The organism is Mycobacterium paraffinicum (assembly GCF_001907675.1).
GTDB lineage: Bacteria > Actinomycetota > Actinomycetes > Mycobacteriales > Mycobacteriaceae > Mycobacterium > Mycobacterium paraffinicum_A.
On the sequence record NZ_MPNT01000003.1, the window covers coordinates 49,572 to 71,460 of the forward strand.

Annotated in this window: 22 protein-coding genes; 13 read left to right on the forward strand and 9 right to left on the reverse strand. The window is 69.2% G+C overall.

All coding sequences use genetic code 11. From position 1 onward, the window contains the following. Positions 1–56: 56 nt before the first annotated feature. A complete protein-coding gene (locus BRW65_RS04780; protein ID WP_073871886.1) occupies positions 57–1,010 on the reverse strand; it encodes an electron transfer flavoprotein subunit alpha/FixB family protein in 954 nt (317 codons plus the stop codon). A gap of 39 nt (positions 1,011–1,049) precedes the next feature. Then, positions 1,050–1,841 carry an electron transfer flavoprotein subunit beta/FixA family protein gene (locus BRW65_RS04785; protein ID WP_073871888.1) on the reverse strand — a complete coding sequence of 264 codons (792 nt, stop codon included), beginning with the start codon at positions 1,839–1,841 and terminating at the stop codon, positions 1,050–1,052. Between the two features lie 227 nt (positions 1,842–2,068). Between BRW65_RS04785 and BRW65_RS04790 the strand changes: the two genes are divergently transcribed. The 5 genes from BRW65_RS04790 (at position 2,069) to BRW65_RS31635 (ending at position 7,430) form a co-directional block, all read left to right on the forward strand. Beyond that, positions 2,069–2,875 carry a class I SAM-dependent methyltransferase gene (locus tag BRW65_RS04790; RefSeq protein ID WP_073871890.1) on the forward strand — a complete coding sequence of 269 codons (807 nt, stop codon included), beginning with the start codon at positions 2,069–2,071 and terminating at the stop codon, positions 2,873–2,875. A 26-nt stretch (positions 2,876–2,901) separates the two neighbouring features. Next, positions 2,902–4,464 (forward strand): 1,4-alpha-glucan branching protein domain-containing protein, encoded by a 1,563-nt coding sequence (locus BRW65_RS04795; RefSeq protein ID WP_139272891.1) that lies wholly within the window; start codon positions 2,902–2,904, stop codon positions 4,462–4,464. A gap of 13 nt (positions 4,465–4,477) precedes the next feature. Next, positions 4,478–5,722, forward strand: a complete 1,245-nt coding sequence (locus BRW65_RS04800; protein WP_073871894.1) for a glycosyltransferase family 4 protein — start codon at positions 4,478–4,480, stop codon at positions 5,720–5,722. Between the two features lie 9 nt (positions 5,723–5,731). Beyond that, entirely contained in the window at positions 5,732–7,087 is a 1,356-nt protein-coding gene (locus BRW65_RS04805; protein WP_073871896.1) for a TIGR01777 family oxidoreductase, read from the forward strand. A gap of 181 nt (positions 7,088–7,268) precedes the next feature. Next, complete coding sequence (locus BRW65_RS31635; RefSeq protein ID WP_167373997.1) at positions 7,269–7,430, forward strand: hypothetical protein; 162 nt, start codon at positions 7,269–7,271, stop codon at positions 7,428–7,430. Between the two features lie 156 nt (positions 7,431–7,586). On the opposite strand, the gene BRW65_RS04815 is transcribed toward BRW65_RS31635, so the two are convergent. The 7 genes from BRW65_RS04815 to BRW65_RS04845 all read right to left on the reverse strand — a co-directional run bounded on the left by BRW65_RS04815 (position 7,587) and on the right by BRW65_RS04845 (position 14,032). Beyond that, positions 7,587–8,264: a phosphodiesterase gene (locus tag BRW65_RS04815; RefSeq protein WP_073871900.1), complete on the reverse strand. Its 678-nt coding sequence runs from the start codon at positions 8,262–8,264 to the stop codon at positions 7,587–7,589. 56 nt (positions 8,265–8,320) lie between these two features. Continuing rightward, positions 8,321–9,400 carry a sulfate/molybdate ABC transporter ATP-binding protein gene (locus BRW65_RS04820; RefSeq protein ID WP_073871902.1) on the reverse strand — a complete coding sequence of 360 codons (1,080 nt, stop codon included), beginning with the start codon at positions 9,398–9,400 and terminating at the stop codon, positions 8,321–8,323. A 13-nt stretch (positions 9,401–9,413) separates the two neighbouring features. Next, positions 9,414–10,232 carry a sulfate ABC transporter permease subunit CysW gene (gene cysW, locus BRW65_RS04825; RefSeq protein WP_073871904.1) on the reverse strand — a complete coding sequence of 273 codons (819 nt, stop codon included), beginning with the start codon at positions 10,230–10,232 and terminating at the stop codon, positions 9,414–9,416. After that, positions 10,229–11,113 carry a sulfate ABC transporter permease subunit CysT gene (cysT, locus tag BRW65_RS04830; protein WP_073871906.1) on the reverse strand — a complete coding sequence of 295 codons (885 nt, stop codon included), beginning with the start codon at positions 11,111–11,113 and terminating at the stop codon, positions 10,229–10,231. The genes cysW and cysT overlap by 4 nt, the downstream gene beginning before the upstream one ends. Then, positions 11,110–12,147: a sulfate ABC transporter substrate-binding protein gene (locus BRW65_RS04835; protein WP_073871908.1), complete on the reverse strand. Its 1,038-nt coding sequence runs from the start codon at positions 12,145–12,147 to the stop codon at positions 11,110–11,112. The genes cysT and BRW65_RS04835 overlap by 4 nt, the downstream gene beginning before the upstream one ends. 529 nt (positions 12,148–12,676) lie before the next feature. After that, a complete protein-coding gene (locus tag BRW65_RS04840) occupies positions 12,677–13,414 on the reverse strand; it encodes a hypothetical protein (RefSeq protein ID WP_073871910.1) in 738 nt (245 codons plus the stop codon). Positions 13,415–13,537: 123 nt separating this feature from the next. Then, positions 13,538–14,032 carry a MarR family winged helix-turn-helix transcriptional regulator gene (locus tag BRW65_RS04845; protein ID WP_073871912.1) on the reverse strand — a complete coding sequence of 165 codons (495 nt, stop codon included), beginning with the start codon at positions 14,030–14,032 and terminating at the stop codon, positions 13,538–13,540. 331 nt (positions 14,033–14,363) lie between these two features. Between BRW65_RS04845 and BRW65_RS04850 the strand changes: the two genes are divergently transcribed. From BRW65_RS04850 to BRW65_RS04885, 8 genes are read left to right on the forward strand one after another with little or no spacing between them, the layout of a single operon-like run. After that, on the forward strand, positions 14,364–15,485 hold the full coding sequence (locus BRW65_RS04850; RefSeq protein WP_073872315.1) for a polyprenyl synthetase family protein: 1,122 nt from the start codon (positions 14,364–14,366) through the stop codon (positions 15,483–15,485). Positions 15,486–15,512: 27 nt separating this feature from the next. Further along, complete coding sequence (crtI, locus tag BRW65_RS04855; protein WP_073871914.1) at positions 15,513–17,045, forward strand: phytoene desaturase family protein; 1,533 nt, start codon at positions 15,513–15,515, stop codon at positions 17,043–17,045. Beyond that, positions 17,042–17,998: a phytoene/squalene synthase family protein gene (locus tag BRW65_RS04860; RefSeq protein ID WP_073871916.1), complete on the forward strand. Its 957-nt coding sequence runs from the start codon at positions 17,042–17,044 to the stop codon at positions 17,996–17,998. Before crtI ends, BRW65_RS04860 begins: the two co-directional genes overlap by 4 nt. Then, complete coding sequence (locus tag BRW65_RS04865) at positions 17,995–18,318, forward strand: lycopene cyclase domain-containing protein (RefSeq protein WP_073871918.1); 324 nt, start codon at positions 17,995–17,997, stop codon at positions 18,316–18,318. The genes BRW65_RS04860 and BRW65_RS04865 overlap by 4 nt, the downstream gene beginning before the upstream one ends. Beyond that, positions 18,315–18,626, forward strand: coding sequence for a lycopene cyclase domain-containing protein (locus BRW65_RS04870; RefSeq protein ID WP_073871920.1), 312 nt, complete (start codon positions 18,315–18,317; stop codon positions 18,624–18,626). The genes BRW65_RS04865 and BRW65_RS04870 overlap by 4 nt, the downstream gene beginning before the upstream one ends. Further along, on the forward strand, positions 18,613–19,338 hold the full coding sequence (locus tag BRW65_RS04875) for a class I SAM-dependent methyltransferase (protein WP_073871921.1): 726 nt from the start codon (positions 18,613–18,615) through the stop codon (positions 19,336–19,338). Before BRW65_RS04870 ends, BRW65_RS04875 begins: the two co-directional genes overlap by 14 nt. Beyond that, the gene (locus BRW65_RS04880; RefSeq protein ID WP_073871922.1) at positions 19,335–20,870 is read left to right on the forward strand and encodes an FAD-dependent oxidoreductase; all 1,536 of its coding nucleotides are present in this window, start codon (positions 19,335–19,337) and stop codon (positions 20,868–20,870) included. Before BRW65_RS04875 ends, BRW65_RS04880 begins: the two co-directional genes overlap by 4 nt. Beyond that, entirely contained in the window at positions 20,867–21,877 is a 1,011-nt protein-coding gene (locus tag BRW65_RS04885) for a DUF5914 domain-containing protein (protein WP_073871924.1), read from the forward strand. Before BRW65_RS04880 ends, BRW65_RS04885 begins: the two co-directional genes overlap by 4 nt. Positions 21,878–21,889: the final 12 nt, after the last annotated feature.

The following is a 21,889-nucleotide window of genomic DNA, read 5'->3' on the forward strand; positions in this document are numbered from 1 at the left end:
CGTGATACGCGAGAGCCCCCGACACCGCGGTGTCGGGGGCTCCTGGGCCGAGAAGCTCAGCCCTTGCGCTGCTTGATGGCGTCGGTCAGCTGAGGGGCGACCTTGAACAGGTCGCCCACCACGCCGTAGTCGGCGATCTCGAAGATCGGCGCCTCTTCGTCCTTGTTGACCGCGACGATGGTCTTGGACGTCTGCATGCCCGCCCGGTGCTGGATCGCCCCGGAGATGCCCAGCGCGATGTAGAGCTGCGGCGACACCGTCTTGCCGGTCTGACCGACCTGGAACTGGCCCGGGTAGTAACCCGAGTCGACCGCGGCGCGCGACGCGCCGACGGCGCCGCCGAGCGAGTCGGCCAGCTCCTCGACCACGTGGAAGTTGTCGGCGCTGCCCACCCCGCGACCACCGGACACCACGATGGTGGCCTCGGTCAGCTCCGGGCGGTCGCCGGCGACCGCCGGCTCGCGCGCGGTGATCTTGGTGGCGTTCTCGGCGGGCGCGGGTACCTCGACGGTCACCTGCTCGCCGGCTCCGGCCTGCGGCTCGGCATCGATGGCGCCGCCGCGGACCGTGACGATCGGGGTGTCACCGTTGGCCTTCGCCTCGACGGTGAATGCGCCACCGAAGATCGAGTGCACGAACTTGCCCTCTTCGACGCCCACCACGTCGACCAGCAGCCCGGAGCCGATCCGGGCGGCGAGCCGGCCCGCGACCTCTTTGCCGTCGGCGTTGGCGGACAGCAACACGGCGGCGGGCGAGTTGGACTCGGCCAGCGAGGCCAGCACGTCGACCACCGGGGTGATCAGGTAGCTCTCGGCGTCGTCGGACTCGGCGACGTAGATCTTCTCGGCACCGGCCTCCTTGAGGCCGTCGACCAGCGGCGCGGCCGTTCCCGGCTTGCCGACCACGACGGCGGCTGGCTCGCCCAGTTTGCGGGCGGCGGTGATCAGTTCGGAGGTGACCTTCTTCAGTGCGCCTTCGGCGTGCTCAACGAGCACCAAAACTTCTGCCATGGTTTCTTCGCTCTTCTCGTCTGTGGGATGGGTGCTCGGCTAGATGATCTTCTGGGCCACGAGGTACTGGGAGATCTGGTTCCCGCCCTCGCCCTCGTCGGTGACCTTCTCACCCGCGGTCTTCGGCGGCTTCGGCGTCGACGACAGCACCGTCGACCCGGCGTTCTGAAGCCCGACCTCGTCGCTTTCGACCCCGATCTCGGCGAGGGTCAGCACCGTGACCTCTTTCTTCTTGGCGGCCATGATGCCCTTGAAGGACGGGAAGCGCGGCTCGTTGATCTTCTCGGTCACACTCACCACCGCGGGCAGCGACGCCTCGAGGGTGAACACACCGTCGTCGGTCTCCCGCTCGCCCGTGACCTTGCCGCCCTCGATCGACAGCTTGCGCAAGTGGGTCAGCTGCGGCAGGCCCAAGTACTCGGCGATGATCGCCGGCACCGCGCCACCGGAGCCGTCGGTCGACTCGTTCCCGGCGATGACCAGCTCGGTGCCCTCGATGGTGCCCAGCGCGCGCGCCAGCGCCCATGCGGTTTGCACCACGCAGGAGCCGTGCATGCCGTCGTCCTTGAGGTGGACGGCCTTGTCGGCTCCCATCGACAGTGCCTTGCGGATCGCCTCGGTGGCACGTTCGGGGCCGGCGGTCAGCACCGTGACCGACCCCTCGCCGCCCTCTCGCTCGCGGATCTGCAGGGCCTCTTCGACGGCGCGCTCGTTGATCTCGTCCAGCACTGCATCGGCGGCCTCGCGGTCCAGCGTGTAATCGCCGTCGTTCAGCTTGCGCTCGGACCAGGTGTCTGGGACCTGCTTGATCAGGACCACGATGTTCGTCATGAGTGTGGTTCGTCCTCCTCGAAGGAGTCTCGCAGCAGTCGACCACGAGACTTTCAGTACGCGTTTCGCAGCGCACGGTCGTGTTACTACTCGGTAACTTTGTGCAGCCTGCCTTCACACCATAGCGGGTGGTACTGCGGGTTCTTCCGGCGTGTCCGCCCTCCGTAACAGGGGGTGCCCCGTTCCCGGTTCGCGAATCCGACACTTCGCGTTAGCCTGCCTATGCGATGAGCGCAACCGTCCCCGACGTCCCCTGGCACAGCCCCGGTGAACCTTCGCCGGCGGCTGATCCCGTGCTGACGTTGACCGGTGAGCGCACCATCCCGGGCCTCGATGTCGAGAACTATTGGTTCCGCCGCCACGAGGTGGTTTACCAGCGGCTGGCCGGGCGCTGCGCGGGCCGCGAGGTGCTCGAGGCCGGCTGCGGCGAGGGGTACGGCGCGGACTTGATCGCCGCCGTCGCCCGCCGGGTCGTGGCCGTGGATTACGACGAGGCCGCCGTGGCCCATGTGCGCAGCCGCTACCCCCGCGTCGAGGTGATGCAGGCCAACCTGGCGGCGCTGCCGCTGCCCGATGCTTCGGTGGATATTGTGGTCAACTTCCAAGTCATCGAGCATCTGTGGGATCAGGCACAATTTGTCGCGGAGTGTGCGCGCGTGCTGCGTCGCGGCGGGTTGCTGATGGTGTCGACACCGAACCGGATCACCTTCTCGCCCGGCCGCGACACCCCGATCAACCCGTTCCACACTCGCGAGCTCAACGCCGCCGAGCTGACCGAGTTGCTGGTCGATGCGGGCTTCCGCGACGTGTCGATCAGCGGACTGTTCCACGGTCCGCGGCTGCGGGAGATGGACGCCCGCCACGGCGGCTCCATCATCGACGCGCAGATCGAGCGGGCGGTCGCGGACGCGCCGTGGCCGCCGGAGCTGGTGGCCGACGTCGCCGCGGTGACGTGCGACGACTTCGACATCGAAAGCGGTCCCCGTGACATCGACGACAGCCTGGACCTGATCGCGATCGCGGTGGCGCCGTGAGCGATTCGCACGACCGGGTGCCCGGCATGTTCACCCTGGTCCTGCACACCCACCTGCCGTGGCTGGCCCATCATGGCCGGTGGCCGGTCGGCGAGGAGTGGCTCTACCAGTCGTGGGCGGCGGCCTATCTGCCGCTGATGCGGGTGCTGACCACGCTGGCCGACGAGGACCGCCGTGGACTGATCACGCTCGGCGTCACCCCGGTGGTGAACGCGCAACTCGACGATCCCTACTGCCTGGACGGCATGCACCACTGGCTGGCCAACTGGCGGCTGCGGGCCGCCGAGGCCGCCAGCGTTCGGTCCGCCGCGCGTTCGAAATCGGCCGACTACCCATCCTGCACGCCGGAAGCGTTGCGCACCTTGGGAATTCGAGAATGCGCCGAGGCTGACGGCGCGCTGGAGGATTTCGCCACCCGATGGCGGCACGGCGGTAGCCCGCTGCTGCGCGGCCTGGTCGACGCCGGCACGGTGGAGTTGCTCGGCGGCCCGCTGGCCCACCCCTTCCAGCCGCTGCTCGCGCCGCGCCTGCGCGAGTTCGCCCTGCGCGAGGGGCTGGCCGACGCGCAGTCGCGCCTCGGGGCGCGAAACGGGCGGGGCCCCAGCGGGATCTGGGCGCCCGAGTGCGCCTATGCCCCGGGCCTGGAACACGACTATGCCGCAGCGGGTGTCACCCACTTCATGGTCGACGGGCCGTCGCTGCACGGCGACACCGCGCTGGGCCGGCCCGTCGGCGACACCGACGTCGTCGCGTTCGGACGCGACCTGCAGGTCAGCTACCGGGTGTGGTCACCCAAGTCCGGCTACCCCGGACACGCCGCCTACCGCGACTTCCACACCTACGACCACCTCACCGGGCTGAAGCCGGCCCGGGTCACCGGCCGCAACGTCCCGTCGGAGGCCAAGGCTCCGTACGATCCCGAGCGCGCCGACCACGCCGTCGACGTCCACGTCGCCGACTTCGTCGAGGTGGTCCGCAACCGGCTGGCCAGCGAATCCGAACGCATCGGGCGCCCCGCACACGTGGTCGCCGCCTTCGACACCGAGCTGTTCGGCCACTGGTGGTACGAGGGCCCGACGTGGCTGCAGCGGCTGCTGCGGGCCCTGCCCGCCGCCGGTGTGCGGGTGGGAACGCTGAGCGATGCCATCGCCGGCGGATTCGTCGGGCGCGCAGTCGCATTGCCGCCCAGTTCGTGGGGATCGGGCAAGGACTGGCAAGTGTGGGCCGGTGACAAGGTGGCCGATCTCGTCCAGCTCAACAATGAAGTGGTCGACACGGCGCTGAGCACCGTCGACAAGGCGCTGGCGCAGCGAGCCTCGCTGGACGGGCCGCTCCCCCGCGACCACGTCGCCGATCAGATCCTGCGCGAGACCCTGCTCACCGTCTCCAGCGACTGGCCGTTCATGGTGAGCAAGGACTCGGCCGCCGACTACGCGCGCTACCGCGCTCACCTGCATGCGCACGCCACCCGCGAGATCGCCGGGGCGCTCGCGTCCGGGCGGCGGGACGCCGCTGGGCGCCTGGCCGAGGGATGGAATCGCGCCGACGGGCTGTTCGGCGCGCTGGACGCCCGCAGGCTGCCCCGATGAGCGGGGCGGCCGCGTGAAGGTCCTGATGGTGTCGTGGGAGTACCCGCCGGTGGTGATCGGCGGGCTGGGCCGGCACGTGCATCACCTGTCGACGGCGCTGGCCGCGGCCGGGCACGAGGTCGTCGTGCTCTCCCGCCGCCCCACCGGCACGGACCCCAGCACGCACCCGTCGTCCGACGAGGTGGTCGACGGCGTCCGGGTGATCGCCGCCGCCCAAGACCCGCACGAGTTCTCGTTCGGCACCGACATGATGGCCTGGACCCTGGCCATGGGCCATTCCATGACCCGCGAGGGCCTGTCCCTGAAGAAGCGGGGAACCAACCGGCCGTGGCGCCCCGACGTGGTGCACGCGCACGACTGGCTGGTGGCACATCCGGCGATCACGCTCGCGCAGTTCTTCGACGTACCAATGGTTTCCACCATCCACGCGACCGAGGCCGGACGGCACTCCGGCTGGGTGTCTGGCGCGATCAGTCGCCAGGTGCACGCCGTCGAGTCGTGGTTGGTGCGTGAATCCGATTCGCTGATCACCTGTTCGGCGTCGATGGCCGAGGAGATCACCGAATTGTTCGGGCCCGGCCTGGCCGGAATCACAGTCATCCGCAACGGGATCGACGCCGCGCGCTGGCCGTTCGCCGAGCGCCGGCCGAGCACCGGTCCGGCCGAGCTGCTCTACCTCGGGCGGCTGGAGTACGAGAAGGGCGTGCATGACCTGATCGCCGCGCTGCCCCGCATCCGGCGCACCCATCCCGGGACCACCCTGACCGTCGCCGGGGAGGGCACCCAGCAGCAGTGGCTCGTAGAGCAGGCCCGAAAGCATAGGGTGCTCAAGGCAATTCGGTTCGTCGGCCATCTCGGCCATGCCGAGCTGCTGGCGGTGCTGCACCGGGCCGACGCCGCGGTGCTGCCCAGCCACTACGAGCCGTTCGGGATCGTCGCGCTCGAAGCCGCCGCGGCGGGCACGCCGCTCGTCACGTCGAACATCGGGGGCCTGGGCGAGGCGGTGATCAACGGCCAGACCGGAGTCTCCTGTCCGCCTCGCGACGTCGCCCGGCTCGCCGCCGCGGTGCGGGCCGTGCTCGATGATCCGGACGCCGCGCAGCGGCGCGCCCGCGCCGCCCGCGAACGGCTCACCTCGGCGTTCGACTGGAAGACCGTGGCCGGGGAGACCGCGCAGGTGTATCTGGCCGCCAAGCGCGGCGAGCGGCAGCCACAGCCACGGATGCCCATCGCCGAACACGCCCTGCCCAACCGCTAGCCTGCGGCAATGGGGCTGGAATATTCGAGCGTGATCGACGCGCCGATCGGCGACGTGTTTGCCTGGCACGCCCGACCCGGCGCGTTCGCCCGGCTCTCGCCGCCGTGGCAGCCCATGCGGCTGGTCTCGGAGGCCGCCTCGCTCAAGGACGGGCGGGCCACGCTGGCGCTACCCGGCGGCCTGCGCTGGGTCGCCGTCCACCAGCCCGACTCCTACGACCCCCCGCGCCGCTTCGTCGACGCCATCGGCGGCGACGGCCTGGCCACACTACCCACCCGAATCGCCGTGCGCTGGCGGCACACCCACGACTTCGAGGCCGTCGGCGACGGGCACACCCGGGTCATCGACCGGGTGGACACGCCGGTGCCCGGGTCGTTGCTGCGACCCATGTTCACCTACCGGCACCGTCAGCTGGCCGACGATCTGGCCGCCCACCGACTGGCCGCCGGCAACGGGCTGGCTCCGCTGACCGTCGCGGTCACTGGAGCGTCCGGGTTGGTGGGTTCGGCTTTGACGGCGTTCCTGACCACGGGCGGCCACCGCGTCATCCGGTTGGTGCGCCGCTCCCCGCGCGGCGACGACGAGCGACAATGGGATCCCGGCGACCCCGACCCGGCGCTGTTCGATCGCGTGGACGCCGTCATCCACCTGGCGGGCGCCTCGATCGCCGGCCGGTTCACCGACAAACATCGACACGCCATCCGCGACAGCAGGATTGGCCCCACCCGCCGCCTCGCCGAGGCGCTGGGCCGCGCCTCGCACCGCCCCGCGGTGTTCGTCTCGGCGTCGGCGATCGGATACTACGGATCGGACCGGGGCGACGACATCCTCACCGAGGACAGCGACCGGGGCGACGGTTTCCTCGCCGACGTGGTCGCCGACTGGGAGGCCGCGACCACGCCCGCGGAGCAGTCCGGGGTTCGCGTGGTGCGGGTGCGCACCGGGATCGTGCAATCACCGCGCGGCGGCACGCTGAAGCTGATGCGCCCGTTGTTCAGCGCCGGGCTGGGCGGCCGGCTGGGCGACGGCCGGCAATGGCTGTCGTGGATCGCAATCGACGACCTGGTCGACATCTACCACCGCGCGCTGTGGGATGGGGCGCTGTCGGGACCCGTGAACGCCGTTGCCCCGCAACCCGTCCGCAACAGCGAGTACACCGCGACGCTGGCGCGCGTCGTGCACCGGCCCGCGGTGTTGCCGGTGCCATCGCTGGGACCGCGGGTGTTGCTCGGCGAGCAGGGCGCACGCGAACTCGCGTGCGCCAGCCAGCGAGTCCTTCCGCACAAGCTGAGCGCGGCCGGGCACCCGTTCCGCCAGCCGGACCTCGAGCAGGCCCTGCGCCACCTGCTCGGGCATGCCCGCTGAACAACCCATCGCGGCGTTGGGCACGGATCGGGTCACATTTAACTAACTTAATGGTTCAATCACTTAATGAACCCAGGTGCGCTGGCCCGGCGCGCCCGTCGGACCACCGCGATCGTGATCGGCATCGTCGCGCTGGCCGCGATTGCGTTTGCGCCGCGCCCAGCCCGGGTACGAAGACCTGGTGTGCGGTCGCCCCAAGCCGGACAACGTCGCGGCGGTCTGGGCACTGACCCGCGGCTGGATCGGCGACATGCTCGCGGGCACCAGCACACCCGACTTCTACCCGGGCGGAAGCTATTACACCGAACTCCTGGCGGCCGGCACGATCACCACACTGCCGTGACGAGTCAAGGCACCGGCCGAACGGTGAGCGGTCGGGCCGCCGCGTCGCGGCTGAGCCGCCTCGACGAACGACCGTGAATCCAACACTGGGCTTCTCGGACGCGTATTGAAAGCCGTCGCCGGGCTGCGATCTGGTGTGCCAGGACACGGCGACCTACTACTCCGCATCTCTGCCGTGACGGCTTCGCCGGTAGGCGCGGGCGCGCAGATCGGCGAGCCACCGCGGGTGCAGGTTCAGGCCCGGCGGCGTGTTGATCACGGGGTCGAACGACACGTCCGCCGCCCGTTCGGGGTCGACGATCCCGGTCAGGGTCAGACGGCCCAACGGCGTGAAATCGCCGCTGCCACAAGCCTGGTCGAGCGACACTTCGATGCTGTCACGCTCGAGGCGGTCGCGCACGCTGTCCAGCGACAGGCCGAGACCGTCGATCTTGCCGACGATCCGAGCCCTGAGCCACCAATCGGCTCCCTGATAGTGCAGCGGCATCAGCGTGGTCAGCGTCTGATCGCCCCACGAGATGGCCGGGCGCAGCGCCAACGCCCGGGACAGCAGTCCCGAGCCCGACGAGACGACCAGGATGTCCCATGGCCCGGTCCCCTGCGACGGTGTGACCCGGATGGCCAGGCCGATGAAGTCGGGCAGGGCACCGGGGGTGCCGCTGGCCTTCGACACCCGGGCGACAACCTCAGACGACGCAATGGGCAGCCCCTCGCCCGCGGGGGCGACCCGTTCGATGCAGCCCTGCGCCAACACCCCGACCGGATGGAACAACCGTTTGCCCCGGATGGCGGAGCCCCACTGGAAGGGCAACGCGACAAGATCGGAAACGCTCACCGGCGGCGAATTCCCGTTTCCCCGCAACGGAAACGCGTCAAACGCTCCTTACTCGGTCACGCGGTGGTCAACCTGGTGTCGTCATGGTCAGCTCGGTCGGTCGGGCGGGCGGCCGGGTGGCCGATCGGCGGTACCCGAGTCGCCCGCACGTACACCGTGTCTCCGTCGCGCAGGGCCAGCGCTTCGGCGTCGCCGCGGGTGATCTGGGCGCTGAACGGTGCACCGCTGGCGGCGCTGGTCAGCTCGACCCGCACCTCGAACCCCAGCGTGACCACCCGGTCGACGGTGGCCGCCACGACGCCGACGGCTGCCGCGCTGCCGTCGCCGCCCGCGACCGCCATTTCGGGGTTGCGGCCTACGCGGATGTCGTGCGGGCGGACGAGGGCGCCGTTGAGTTCCGACACCGCACCCAAGAACGACATGACGAACGGGTTCGACGGGGAGTCGTAAACGTCGCTCGGCGACCCCACCTGCTCGATGCGGCCCTTGTTGAGCACCGCGATCCGATCCGCGACATCCAGCGCCTCCGTCTGGTCGTGGGTGACCAGCACGGTGGTGACGTGCACCTCGTCGTGCAGGCGGCGCAGCCAGGCGCGCAGGTCTTCGCGCACCTTGGCGTCCAGGGCGCCGAACGGCTCGTCGAGCAGCAACACCTGCGGGTCGACGGCCAACGCCCGGGCCAGCGCCATGCGTTGCCGCTGACCCCCCGAAAGCTGGTTGGGGTAGCGGCGGTGAAATCCGCTCAGCCCCACCACCTCCAGGAGGTAGTCGACCTTCTCCTTGATTTCGGCCTTGGGGCGTTTCCGGATCTTCAGCCCGTACGCGACGTTGTCGCGCACGGTCAGGTGCTTGAACGCCGCGTAGTGCTGAAACACGAATCCGATGCCGCGGCGTTGCGGCGGCACGTGCGTCACGTCGCGGCCGTGGATCGTGACCGTCCCGCTGTCCGGCTGGTCCAGGCCCGCGATCGTGCGCAACAGGGTCGACTTGCCCGAACCGCTGGGACCCAGTAGCGCCGTCAGCGACCCGGTGGGTACGACGAAGTCCACGTGATCCAGCGCGACGAAATCGCCGTAGCGCTTGTAGGCATCGCGCACCGTGATCGCGGGCGTCTCGGCACTGCCGGCCTGAGTCATATGTGTCTCCTTGTCACGCTTCAATTTTCGTGCGCGCCCGGCGCACCTGCAGAATTACCTTGACGATCAGGAACGTCACGGCGACGCCCATCATCAACGTCGACAGCGCGTAGGCGCCGTACTCCGCCCCCCGGTTGTACCGGTCGTTGACCAACAAGGTCAGCGTCTGTGATTCGCCCGGCAGATTCGACGACACCATGATCACGCCGCCGAATTCGCCGAGGGTACGCGCGGTGGTCAGCACGATCCCGTAGGTCAAGCCCCACCGAATCGACGGCAGCGTGATCCGCCAAAACGTCTGCCGCCACCTCGAACCCAGAGTGGCCGCCGCCAGCTCCTGCTCAATCCCCACCTCTTGGAGCACCGGCTGAACCTCGCGCACCACGAACGGGAGCGTGACGAAGATGCTGGCCAACACGATGCCGGGGATGCTGAAGATGATCGTGATGCCGAGATCTTTTTCGACGAACCCCAACACCCCGGCCGAGCCCCACAGCACGATCAGGGCCACGCCCACGATGATCGGTGAGACGGCGAACGGCAGGTCGACGACCGTCTGCAGCACGCCCCGACCACGGAATCTGCTGCGGGCCAACAGGAGTGCGACAAGCACACCGAAGATCACATTCAGCGGAACGACTATGGCCACCACGAGCAACGACAGCTGCAGCGCCGAAATCGCCGCCGGCGTAGTCACCCAGTCGTAGAACTGATTCCAACCGGGCCGAAAGGTCCGCCATACGATGATTGCCACCGGAGCGATCAGCATCACGCCCAGGTACGTCAGCACCGCGAATCGAGTCAGGTAGCGGCCCCAGCTCACCTGGCTCACGGCGCCTTCTCCTCGCGGCGGGCCCGTCGGCCACCGACAATCCGCAGCAGGAACAGCACCGCGAACGAAATCGACAAGAGCACGATCGATATCGCGGCGGCGCCGGTCCGGTCGTCATTCTCGATCAGGGCGCGGATCCACTGGGAGGACACCTCGGTCTTGCCGGGCACCTGACCGCCGATCGTGACCACCGAGCCGAACTCGCCGATGCAGCGCGAGAATGCCAGGCCCGCACCGGATAGCAGCGCGGGCAGCAGAGACGGCAAGACGATCGACGTAAAGATCTTGGGGCCGGTGGCGCCGAGTGACGCCGCGGCCTCCTCGGCGTCACGGTCGATTTCCAGCAGCACCGGCTGGATGGCGCGCACCACCATGGGCAGTGTCACGAAGATCAACGCGACCGTGACGCCTGGCGGCGTGTGCTGCAGATGGACGCCGACCGGGCTGTTCTTGCCGTACAGCGCCAGCATCACCAGGCTGGTGACGATGGTCGGCAAGGCGAACGGCAGATCGATGATGGCGTCGATCACGCCTTTACCGATGAAGTCGTCGCGCACGAGCACCCATGCGGTCGCCAGACCGCACACCAAGTTGATGACCGTGACGACGACGGAAACCATCAGCGTCACCCTGAAGGACTCCAGCGCGGCGTGCGAGGTGATCGCCAACCAGAACGCCTGCCACCCGCCGCCGACGGCCTGCCAGGCGATCGCGGCCAACGGCATCAGCACGATCAGCGAGAGCCACAGGGTTGCCACCCCGACTTGAAGCGACAGCCCGCCCGAACGTGAGCGCGGGATCGGCTGCTCAGCCGGCCGCCCTGTGCGCGGAGCCAGTTCCGGCCGAATCGCTTCCGGTTCGGGGATGACGGCGGTCGTCATCCGGTGGCCTTCAGATAGACCTTGGTGATGCTGCCGGTGCTCTTGTCGAACAACTGCCGGTCGACATCGGCCCATCCCCCGAGGTCGGTGATCGTCCAGAGCTTGACCGGCACCGGATAGAGGTCGCGGAACTTGTCCGCCACGGCCGGCTCGACCGGCCGGAAACCGGCCTCCGCCCATAGCCGTTGCGCCGCCGCCGTGTACTGGAAGTTCTTGAACGCGATCGCGGCGTCCAGGTGTGGACTCGTGGCGACTACCGCGAGCGGGTTCTCGATCTTGAAGGTCTGCGACGGCGTAATGTGTTCGACCGGTTTCCCTTGCCGCTCAACGGCGATGGCCTCGTTCTCATAGCTGATCAGCACATCGCCGCTGCCTTCGGCAAAGACGTCGGTGGCCAGTCGGCCCGAACTCGGTCGCAGCTTCACGTGCTCGTGCACCAATCTGCTGATGAAATCGATGCCGGCGCCGGCGTCCTTTCCCCCGCCGCTCTTGGCCGCGTAAGGGGCCAACAGGTTCCATTTGGCCGAACCCGAACTCAGTGGGCTGGGCGTCACGACCTCGATGCCCGGGCGCAACAGGTCATCCCAGTCGCGGATCTGTTTCGGATTTCCTTTGCGCACAACCAATGTCACCACCGAGCCGAACGGGATTCCTTTGGCGGCATCCTTGTCCCACTCCGCGGAGACCTTGCCGGCCTTGACCAGTCGGGTGACGTCCGGTTCGACCGAGAAATTCACGACGTCGGCCGGTTTGCCTTCGACGACCCCACGGGACTGGTCGGCCGAGGCGGCGTACGAGGCAACCACCTGCACCCCCCTGCCTTCCACAGAGGCGTTGAACGCCGGAATGACCTTGCTCCAACCGGGTTCGGGCACCGAGTAGGCGACCAGGGTGATCTTGGTGTTCGGGTTCGTCAGGCCCGTCCCGCCCACGGCGTCACTGGCGCCCCCGCCGCAGGCGGTGACCAGGCCGCACACCAGCGCGAGGGCGGCGCCTTGCCGCCGACGCGGTGCGCTACCGGTGCGGTGGAGCATTGATGGCCTTCCGTCGCGGGGTTTTGATCCATGCGTCCCGTAGCGGCGGCTGAATACCCGAGAGGCATCACAGGGTGATCGACTCCATACCGGACCGCGGAACGGGCTCGACGAGTCAGCGACAACAATGCACGGGCACTGAGCAAACATCCTCTGCCACGCGCATGGGGGCAGCCTAACAAGGCGCGAGCGTCCCCGCGGTCGACGACAACGGGACGCAACCGACACGACGGCCCGTAAGCGAGCGAACGTTTCGGCAGACCCGGCCGCGTTAACTAGTGCGTAACACCAACGCGGTGACGGGGGCGACGCCGCGCCGACGTTCCCGCGATCCGTGTCGGCCAGCAACCGCGCTGCAGCCGGGCGCCAGACCGAATGCGAACCCGCAGGCCACGCCCACTCGGGACCGATGACTGCCATTCCCGGACCCGTCGGATCGGCGACGGCGGCGGGCCCGACTTCTGGCTCGCTCCGGTGGCGCGCCGGTTTTCGTGGTCGTGGAGTCGCCGCGTGGGCACCGACGTAAAAGTCACGGTGATGGAAATGGACTGGCCACCCGCCGGCCGACCAGGTGTGGTTCCCCGGGGGTTTGCGGCTGCTGGTTTTGCGCGCTGCCGTCGATATAGACCTGCTGCATCACAGCCTGCCAGGACTCCATCTCGGGCACCGATCCCCACATGCCCTCGAACAGCCCAACGATCACGGCTCCGTCGTCGGTCAGGGCATAGACGGGTCCACCGAAGTCACGACTGTCGACGGCCACGTCGGCGATGATGAACCGGCCGTCGCTGACGGAGCTGATCGATCCGCACCGCTGGCCGACCGATCGACGAAACTGGCACACCGGCAGCCCCGGCTGCGCACGCAGGCCCGGGGAGGACTTCAGTTGCCGGCCGGTCGGCAACAGATCCGAGGCGGTCACGTCGTGGCCGAGCGCGATGACCTCGTATTCGACGGGCAACATCGCGCGATTCGCGGCGGCGTCGTCGGCGGCCTGGCGGCGGGCGAGCACCACCTTCCCCACCGGGTTTCCGTCATGGTCGGTGACGTCCGTCTCGCCGTTCCCGCATTGACCGCTGGTCACCGCAACCCGCAACCGGGGCTCGACCAACCCCACCATGCACACCGTGGCGCCTTGGCGAATCTCCATACCGGGAAAGGCAGTGACGGTCGGGGTCGCGCTTGCATGGCCCGGGCAGCCGACCACCGTCACCGCGAACGCAAACGCGATCGCCAGGCGACCGCCCCGCCCGCTGACTACTTCCATTGGGCGCCACCACCCCTCACGTCCGTCCGAGGGATCTGTCGGATACGCACTTGAGCCGCGTATACCCGCGGGCGACCCCACCAAACGGCACAAGTCACAGGGTCAACGCGACGAAATGGGCGATCACTCCTGGGCAACTGCCAGCTCGCCCTGGAATCGCTGCAGGGCGTCGATCACGGCCCCGAGCACCCGATGCGCTGCCATCAGGTCGGCGTCGGGCAGCTCCTCGAGGGCGACGCGGCTGTGGGCATCGAGTGGACTGAAGAACGAACGTGCGGTGGCCAGGCCGGATTCGCCATGACGCAGGATGACCTTGCGCCGGTCGTCGGGGTGGGAATCGCGTCGGATGTGGCCCGAGTCGATCAACCGGTCCACCAGGTAGGTGATCGCCGAACCGGACAACCCCATTCGTTGGCTGAGGTCCCCCGAGGTCATCGGCCGCCCCGCGGTCTCTGCCACCATGATGTACATCAATGCTCGGAAGTCATTGGGCCGCAACCGATGTAACATCGCAAACCGCCGACCGATCTGGTCGGATTCGGTCGATATCTCCCGCAGATCGGCCGAGATCAGCGACTCAAGCGCTTCGCGGCGCAGGCGCTGCTCGTCAGCTTCCATAACAAAGTGAGCATATCGGGCGAACCGGCACACAGTTCAGTTCGTTAATGGTTAATTAACTGAAATGGACTTTCGGCGACGGCCGTGCCGGGAGTGCGAGTGGCCAAGGCGGCAGCACTGCGACTGGCGAACCGAGAGTCATTTCAGTAAATTAATGTTTAAGTTATTGAAGGTGATGGGAAGTCGTCCGAGGCTGGGAAGGGCCGATCGGAGCGGGATCGCGGCGGCGGAATCGCCGGTTTTCGCCTCCGAACAGCGGTGATCACCGCGTGCGTTTGAGCCGTCTCAGCCTGGGAATGCCAAGCCGTCCAGGAGGGAGCGCGTGGCCAAGATGGGTGCATTGTCGTTGACGCCCGCCACGGAGTCGCCGGCGGCTGCCGCGGACTGGCCGGGCAGCGCCCCCTTCGACGAGTGGCGCTCGAGCGTGCGGTACGGCGTCCTCGCGCTGCTCGGGCACTTCGTCGAACCCCGACGCTCCCAGTTGGACGACACTCGCGTCGACGCCGCCGGCGACATCCTGATGGCGTTCGCCTCGGGCGGCAAGTGCCTGCGGTCGACGTTCATGTACCTGGGATGGCTCTGCGGTGCCGCGCCCGGCGAGGCGGCGCTGCGGGCAGCGGCCAGTTTCGAGCTGCTGCACGTGTTCGCGCTGCTGCAGGACGACGTCATGGACGGTTCGGCCGAACGGCGGGGGCGTCCGTCGGCGCACCTGCAATTCGCCCAATGGCACCGCGAACGCGGGTTATCCGGCTCGTCAGCGCGGTTCGGTGAGTCGGCCGCCATCCTGCTGGGTGACCTCTGCCTGATCTGGTCGGAGCAGATGCTGCGCGAGAGCGGTGTCGATGCCCGGCGGTTGCAGCGGGCCTGGCCCCGCTACGACACCATGCGCACCGAGCTTGCGTTGGGTCAGTTCGCCGACCTGACCAGCGATGTGCGGCGCATGCCCACCCTGGACGCCGTGCTGGACGTCGCCCGGCGCAAGTCGGGCAACTACACGGTGCGGCGGCCGTTGGAGATCGGCGCGGCAATGTCCGATTGCGACGACCGGACGCTGAGCCGACTCGGCCGCTACGGCGCCGCCATCGGAGAAGCCTTCCAGCTTCGCGACGACGTGCTCGGCGTCTTCGGCTCACCGGCGATCACCGGGAAGCCGGCTGCCGGAGACCTCTTGGAGCGCAAGGCAACCAGCGTCGTGGTGGCCGCTCACCAGCTGGCCGATCCGCGCACCCGGACCGAACTGACCGAGCTGATGAACGGCCAGTCCCTTGACGACGACGCGCTCGCCGGGTGCAAAGCGCTGATCGCGGCGACGGGGGCGGTCCAGATGATCGAGCAGATGATCACCGACCGGGTCGCGGCCGCGCGCGAACACCTCGACGGCACATCGATCGACGAACCCGTTCGCGCCGCGCTGGCCGAAATGGCGGCCGCCTGCACGGATCGCGCCGAATGAGCAGCACAAATTTGGGAGCATGCTGATATGCGGACCGTCGAAGGACGCAGCGAGCGCGTAGTGGTGATCGGGGCCGGCCTCGCCGGCCTGTCCGCCGCGCTGCACCTGGCCGGCCGGGGGCGCACGGTCACCGTGATCGAGCGCCACCCCTGGCCGGGCGGGCGCGCCGGCCGCCTCGACATCGACGGCTACCGCATCGACACCGGGCCGACGGTGCTGACGATGCCGGACATCATCGACGAGACGTTCGCGGCCGCGGGCCAGAGCCGGTCGGGCCGACTGGAGTTGCTGCCGCTTGACCCTGCCTACCGGGCGGTGTTCGCCGACGGCAGCGCGATCGACGTGCACACCGACGCGGACCGGATGACCACCGCCATTGAAGAGTTCGCTGGCTTCGGGCAGGCAGCGGGCTACCGGCGGCTGCGCGAGTGGCTGCAGCGGTTGTACAGGATCGAATTCGACGGGTTCATTGCCGCCAACTTCGACTCCCCGCTGTCGTTGCTGACGCCGCAGCTGGCGCGGCTGGCCGCGATCGGCGGCTTCCGCAAGTGGGATCGAGTGGTCAAGCGGCATATCAGCGACCCTCGGCTGCAGCGGGTCTTCACGTTCCAATCCCTGTACGCGGGCGTGGCGCCGCAAAACGCCCTGGCCGTGTACGCGGTCATCGCCTACATGGACACCGTCGCGGGCGTGTTCTTCCCGCGCGGCGGCGTACGCGCCCTGCCCGACGCGCTGGCTGCCGCCGCCGCCGATGCGGGGGTCGAATTCCGTTACGACGCCACGGTTACCGGGCTCGACCGCGCCGCCGGACGGGTCAGGGCCGTGCTGACGGACCGCCTGGACCCCATCACGTGCGACGCGGTGGTATTGACCACCGAACTGCCGCAGACCTACGAACTGTTGGGCCGCACACCGCGTCGCCCGATGCGGCTGCGCCCGGCGCCGTCGGCGGTCGTGGCCCACCTGGGCTGCCGCCGTGTCGCTTCCGACGCGGCGCACCACACGATCCTGTTCGGTGATTCCTGGGATCAGACCTTCACCGACATCATCCGCGATGGCCGCATGATGCAGGATCCCTCGCTGCTGGTCACCCGCCCCACGGCGAGCGACCCGACCCTGGCCCCGGACGGGCACGACCTGCTCTACGTGCTCGCCCCGGCGCCGAATCTGGACCGCGGGACCATCGACTGGGACGCCGTCGGCGGGCGGTACGTCGACAACCTCATCGACGACGTCGCGGCGCGGCTGCTGCCCGGGTTGCGCGGGGGCGCAACGGTATTGGACGCCGTCACGCCCGCCGACTGGGCGCGGCAGGGCATGGCCGCGGGCAGCCCCTTCGCGCTGGCCCACACTTTCGCACAGACGGGCCCGTTCCGGCCGGGCAATATGGTGCGCGGCGTCGAAAACGCGGTGCTCGCCGGGTCGTCGACGGTGCCCGGCGTCGGTGTCCCCACCACGCTGATCTCGGGTCGGCTTGCCGCCGACCGCATCACCGGCCCCAGCGCCGGCCGAGCCAACCGGATGACGACGCATCACGACATGAGGGCCGGGCTGACATGATTCGCAGCGAACTGGACGCGGCCGGAATCGACGATCCGCGCCTGCGCGAGGGCTATCGGCGCTGCCGCGAACTCAACGCCGCGCACGGCCGCACCTTCTTCTTGGCCACCCGCCTGCTGGCGCCCGACCAACGTCCGGCGGTGCACGCCCTCTACGGTTTCGCGCGCTATGCCGACGACATCCTCGATGACCTCGACCCGGGGTTGAGCGCCGACGTCCGCGGCGTGCGGCTACAGCAACTGGCCGACCAATTCTTCTCCGGCGGAACCCACCTCGACGACCCCGTACTCGCGGCGGTCACCCACACCGCCCGCCGTTACCGCATCGGCACCGAGCTGTTCGACGACTTCCTGACCTCGATGCGGATGGACCTGACGGTCACCGACTACCCCGACCGCGGGGCGCTCAACCTCTACATGCGCGGATCCGCCGAAGCCATTGGCCTGCAAGTGCTTCCGGTCTTGGGCACCGTGGCGCCGGTCGAGGAGACCGCACCCTACGCCGCGGCGCTCGGCAGGGCGTTTCAGCTCACCAACTTCCTGCGCGACGTCGACGAAGACCTGCTGCGGCAGCGGGTCTACCTGCCGGCCGACGAACTCGCGGCGCACGGTGTCGATCGGGAGCTGCTGACCTGGTGTCACCGGAATCGCCGCACTCACCCGCGGGTGCGCGACGCGCTGGCCGCCCAGCACGAGATCGCCCGTGATACTTACCGTTTCGCGGCCATCGGCATCCCCATGCTGAGCCCGCGCTCGCAACCGTGCGTGGCGACCGCGGCGGCGCTGTACGCCGAAATCCTGGACCGCATCGAGGAGAGCGACTTCGCGGTGTTCAGTCATCGGGCCACGGTCGGCAGAGCGCGACGACTGCACGTCGCCGGGATCGGGCTGATACGGTCGTGGCGGGCGCGCAATGGTTCGCCCGGCGTTTCAGATGCCACGGGGGCCGCATGAGCGATCGCTGGCAATATCTTCTGGTCCTGGCCGCCTGCCTGGCGATCACCGCGCCCTTGGAGTTCTTCGGACCCGGCGTCTACCGGCAGTGGCGGCGGCTGGTGAAGGCCGTCTTCCCCGTGGCCGTGGCGTTTCTGCTGTGGGACGAGATCGCCATCGCCGCGCACGTGTGGACGTACAACGGCGCGTATATCACCGGCCTGGACATCCCGTTCCGGGTGCCGATCGAAGAGGTGCTGTTCTTCGTCGTCATTCCGATCTGTGCGCTGCTCACCTACAACGCCGTCAGCACGATCCTGGACAGGGTCAACCGGCGGTGAACGGCCTGGGTTATACCGTTCCGGCCGTGGCGTCGGTATTCGCCGTCTGCGCAGTGGAATTGGTGGTCCTGCGCACCGGGCTCTTCCGGCGACCGGCCTACTGGCTGTCGATGCTGATCATTCTCGGGTTCCAGGTTCCGGTCGACGGGTGGCTGACCAAGCTCAGCTCCCCCATCGTCAGCTACGACCCTCGCCACATCACCGGCCTGCGCTTCCCGTTCGACATCCCGGTCGAGGATTTCTTGTTCGGCTTCGCACTGGCCACCGCGGTGCTGCTGGGATGGGAACGCCAACGTGCGCGTCGGTGAAGCTCGCCCGAACCCCGGCGAACTGTCGGCCGCCTTCGATGCCGGAGCGCCGGCATACGACCGGCTGGTGGACGCCAGCCCCGGCTATCACAAGCAACTGCTGCTCTCCGCCCGCCGCATGCGAATACGCGACCGCGGCAAGGGCTTACGGCTGCTCGACGCCGGGTGCGGCACCGGCGCGTCGACGGCCGCGCTGCTGGCCGTCGCCCCCGAGGCCGAGATCGTCGCCGTCGACGCCTCGCGCGGCATGCTCGACGCCGCGGCGGCGAAGGACTGGCCCCCATCGGTGCGGTTCGTGCACACCCCCGTCGAGCAGCTGGCCGAGCACGGAATCACCGGGCCGTTCGACGGAATCCTGGCCGCCTACCTGATCCGCAACCTCGCCGACCGGGACGGCCAATTGCGGAAACTTCGGACGATGCTGCGACCCGGTGCCACGCTCGCGGTGCATGAGTACTCGGTGCGCGACTCCCCCACCGCGACCCGCATCTGGCACGCCGTGTGCTGGGCCATCATCATTCCCGCCGGATGGTGGCGCACCCGCGACGCGACGCTCTACCGCTATCTGTGGCGCAGCGTGCTGGAGTTCGACGGCGCGGCCCGATTCCGGGAGCGGCTCGCCGACGCGGGCTTCACCGCGGTGCACAGCGAGACGATGCCCGGCTGGGAGGCCAACATCGTGCACACCTTCCTGGCGGACGCGCCGCTATGAGTGTCCTCGCCACCGACCGCCGCCGCGAAACAGTCCCCGCGCCAACCGGATTGCCGGATGCCAGCGCGCTGACGTCGCGACCCCGGGTCGTCGTCGTGGGCGGCGGCATCGCGGGGCTGGCCGCCGCCACCGGCCTGGCCGAACGCGGCGTCGCCGTCGCCGTGATCGAGCGGGAGGAATACCTCGGCGGCCGGGTGGGCGGCTGGACCGAGCGTGAAGACGGGACCGACCTCGCGATGAATCGGGGCTTCCACGCGTTCTTCCGGCAGTACTACAACCTGCGCGCCCTGCTCCGCCGCATCGAACCCCAGCTGCGAATGCTCACGCCCGTCGACGACTATCCGCTCATCGACGGTGCGGGCCGGCGCGACACCTTCCGGGGGCTGCCGCACACCCCACCGTGGAACGCGGTGGCGTTCGCCGCCCGCAGCCCGACGTTCCGGCTTCGCGACTTCCTCCAGATCGACGCTCGCGCCGCCGCGCCGCTCGCCGCGGTGTCCGTGCCCGGAATCTACGAACGCCTCGATCACTTCGACGCCGCGACGTTCCTCAAGAGCATCCGATTCCCGGAGGCGGCAAGGCATCTGGCGTTCGAGGTGTTCTCCCGCAGCTTCTTCGCCGACCCCGCCAAACTCTCCGCGGCCGAGTTGGCGGCCATGTTCCACATCTACTTCCTCGGCTCGTCCGAAGGCCTGATCTTCGACGTCCCCACGTCCAACTACGACACCGCCCTGTGGGGGCCGCTGCGCGGCTACCTCGAGGGCCGCGGCGTGCGGTTTCTGCTCGGCACCAGCGCCTCTCGGGTCGAGACCGGGCCGGCGGAGCCGTTTCGGGTGCACACGGATTCGGGCGGTCACCTGGACGCGGACGCCGTGGTGCTGGCCACCGACGTGGCCGGCCTGCAGCGTGTCGTGGGCGCGTCGACCGGCCTGGCCGCCGACGACTGGCGCGCCCAGATCGCGCGGCTGCGGACCGCCCCGCCGTTCGCCGTCCATCGGCTGTGGCTCGATCGCCCCGTCGCGGCGCGGCGGCCGGCGTTCCTGGGCACGGCCGGCCACGAGCCACTGGACAACATCAGCGTGTTGGAGCGCTACGAACGCCAGGCCGCCGAGTGGTCGCTTGCGCACCACGGGTCGGTCGTCGAACTGCATTCCTACGCCCTCGACGCCGCGCCCTCCCGCGCGGCGGCGCTGCGCCAGCTGCACGAGGTGTATCCGGAAACCGCGGCGGCGCAGATCGTTTGCGAGCGACTGCTGCATCGCAGCGATTGCCCGCTGTTTGCGCCCGGCTCCTATGCGGACCGCCCGGCGGTGGTCACTCCCCAGCCGTGCCTACTGTTGGCCGGCGACGCCGTCCGCGTCGACTTGCCGGTCGCGCTGATGGAGCGCGCCGCCACCACGGGTTGGTGCGCCGCGAACCATTTGCTGAGAAGATGGGGACTGGGCGGCCACCCGTTGGTCACCGTACCCACCCGGGGCCGGTCGGCCCTGTTGCGATGGCTCGCCACCCGCGAAGGATCCACCCGACGATGAATATTCGCGAACAGCTCCAACACCGATGGCCGGGTACGCGGCCCAAAGACTGGCCGCTGCAGATGATTTCGCGCACGTCGTGGGCCGACCAGCGCCCGACCTACCACGAGGCGCAACCCGCCATCATCGACGGCGCCCTGAAACGGGCCCAGCGCAGGCCCACCGGAAATTGGTTCGCGTTCGCCGGCAGCGCCGACGTGCGGTCCGGGCGGCCGTTCGGCGCCCGGGTGGCCGGCGTCGACATCGTCGCCTGGCGCGACGACGAACGCCGGCTCCGCGTCGGCCCGCGCAGCTGCCCCCACCTGGGGGCGGACCTGGCCACCGGGACGGTGCACGGCGGCACCCTGATCTGCCGATGGCACGGACTGGCCCTGGATGGCCAGGCGCGTGAACTCGGCTGGAGCCCGTTGCCCAGCCATGACGACGGCGTCCTGGTGTGGGTGCGGCTCGACAGGGCGGGCGGCGAGGAGCCGTCGGCCGGACCGGTGATACCGGCCCGGCCGACGGGCGACACCCTGGCCGCCGTCGCCCGCATGGCGGGCGTGTGCGAGCCCGCCGACATCATCGCCAACCGGCTGGACCCCTGGCACGGCGCCTGGTTTCACCCCTATTCGTTCACCCGGCTCGAAGTGCTCACCACCCCAACCGAAACCGTCGATCGCTTCTTGGTGGCGGTGACCTTCCGAATGGGACGCCTGGGGGTTCCCGTCGTCGCGGAGTTCAGCTGCCCGGAGGCACGCACGATCGTCATGCGCATCGTGGACGGCGAGGGAACTGGCAGCACGGTCGAAACCCACGCCACCCCAATCGGATTGGGCCCCGACGGCCTTCCCCGCACCGCCGTGCTGGAAGCCACGATCGCGCATTCGGACCGGCCGGGTTTCTCGCGCGCGTCGCGGGCCGCCGCACTGATCACCCCGCTCATGCGGTTCGCGGCCAACAGGCTCTGGCGCGACGACCTCGCCTACGCCGAGCGCCGCTACCAGGTGCGCACCGGCTTGGGCTGACGGTCAACTGCC

Excerpts from the sequence above, each read along its gene's own strand:
- cysT (WP_073871906.1), bottom strand. The coding sequence starts at position 11,113 with ATGACGACCGCCGTCATCCCCGAACCGGAAGCGATTCGGCCGGAACTG.
- BRW65_RS04820 (WP_073871902.1), bottom strand. The coding sequence starts at position 9,400 with ATGACTCAGGCCGGCAGTGCCGAGACGCCCGCGATCACGGTGCGCGAT.
- BRW65_RS04795 (WP_139272891.1), top strand. The coding sequence starts at position 2,902 with ATGTTCACCCTGGTCCTGCACACCCACCTGCCGTGGCTGGCCCATCAT.
- BRW65_RS04790 (WP_073871890.1), top strand. The coding sequence starts at position 2,069 with ATGAGCGCAACCGTCCCCGACGTCCCCTGGCACAGCCCCGGTGAACCT.
- BRW65_RS04860 (WP_073871916.1), top strand. The coding sequence starts at position 17,042 with ATGATTCGCAGCGAACTGGACGCGGCCGGAATCGACGATCCGCGCCTG.
- BRW65_RS04780 (WP_073871886.1), bottom strand. The coding sequence starts at position 1,010 with ATGGCAGAAGTTTTGGTGCTCGTTGAGCACGCCGAAGGCGCACTGAAG.
- BRW65_RS04835 (WP_073871908.1), bottom strand. The coding sequence starts at position 12,147 with ATGCTCCACCGCACCGGTAGCGCACCGCGTCGGCGGCAAGGCGCCGCC.
- BRW65_RS04805 (WP_073871896.1), top strand. The coding sequence starts at position 5,732 with ATGGGGCTGGAATATTCGAGCGTGATCGACGCGCCGATCGGCGACGTG.
- BRW65_RS04845 (WP_073871912.1), bottom strand. The coding sequence starts at position 14,032 with ATGGAAGCTGACGAGCAGCGCCTGCGCCGCGAAGCGCTTGAGTCGCTG.
- BRW65_RS04885 (WP_073871924.1), top strand. The coding sequence starts at position 20,867 with ATGAATATTCGCGAACAGCTCCAACACCGATGGCCGGGTACGCGGCCC.
- BRW65_RS04785 (WP_073871888.1), bottom strand. The coding sequence starts at position 1,841 with ATGACGAACATCGTGGTCCTGATCAAGCAGGTCCCAGACACCTGGTCC.
- BRW65_RS04865 (WP_073871918.1), top strand. The coding sequence starts at position 17,995 with ATGAGCGATCGCTGGCAATATCTTCTGGTCCTGGCCGCCTGCCTGGCG.
- BRW65_RS04850 (WP_073872315.1), top strand. The coding sequence starts at position 14,364 with ATGGGTGCATTGTCGTTGACGCCCGCCACGGAGTCGCCGGCGGCTGCC.
- crtI (WP_073871914.1), top strand. The coding sequence starts at position 15,513 with ATGCGGACCGTCGAAGGACGCAGCGAGCGCGTAGTGGTGATCGGGGCC.
- BRW65_RS04880 (WP_073871922.1), top strand. The coding sequence starts at position 19,335 with ATGAGTGTCCTCGCCACCGACCGCCGCCGCGAAACAGTCCCCGCGCCA.
- BRW65_RS04840 (WP_073871910.1), bottom strand. The coding sequence starts at position 13,414 with ATGGAAGTAGTCAGCGGGCGGGGCGGTCGCCTGGCGATCGCGTTTGCG.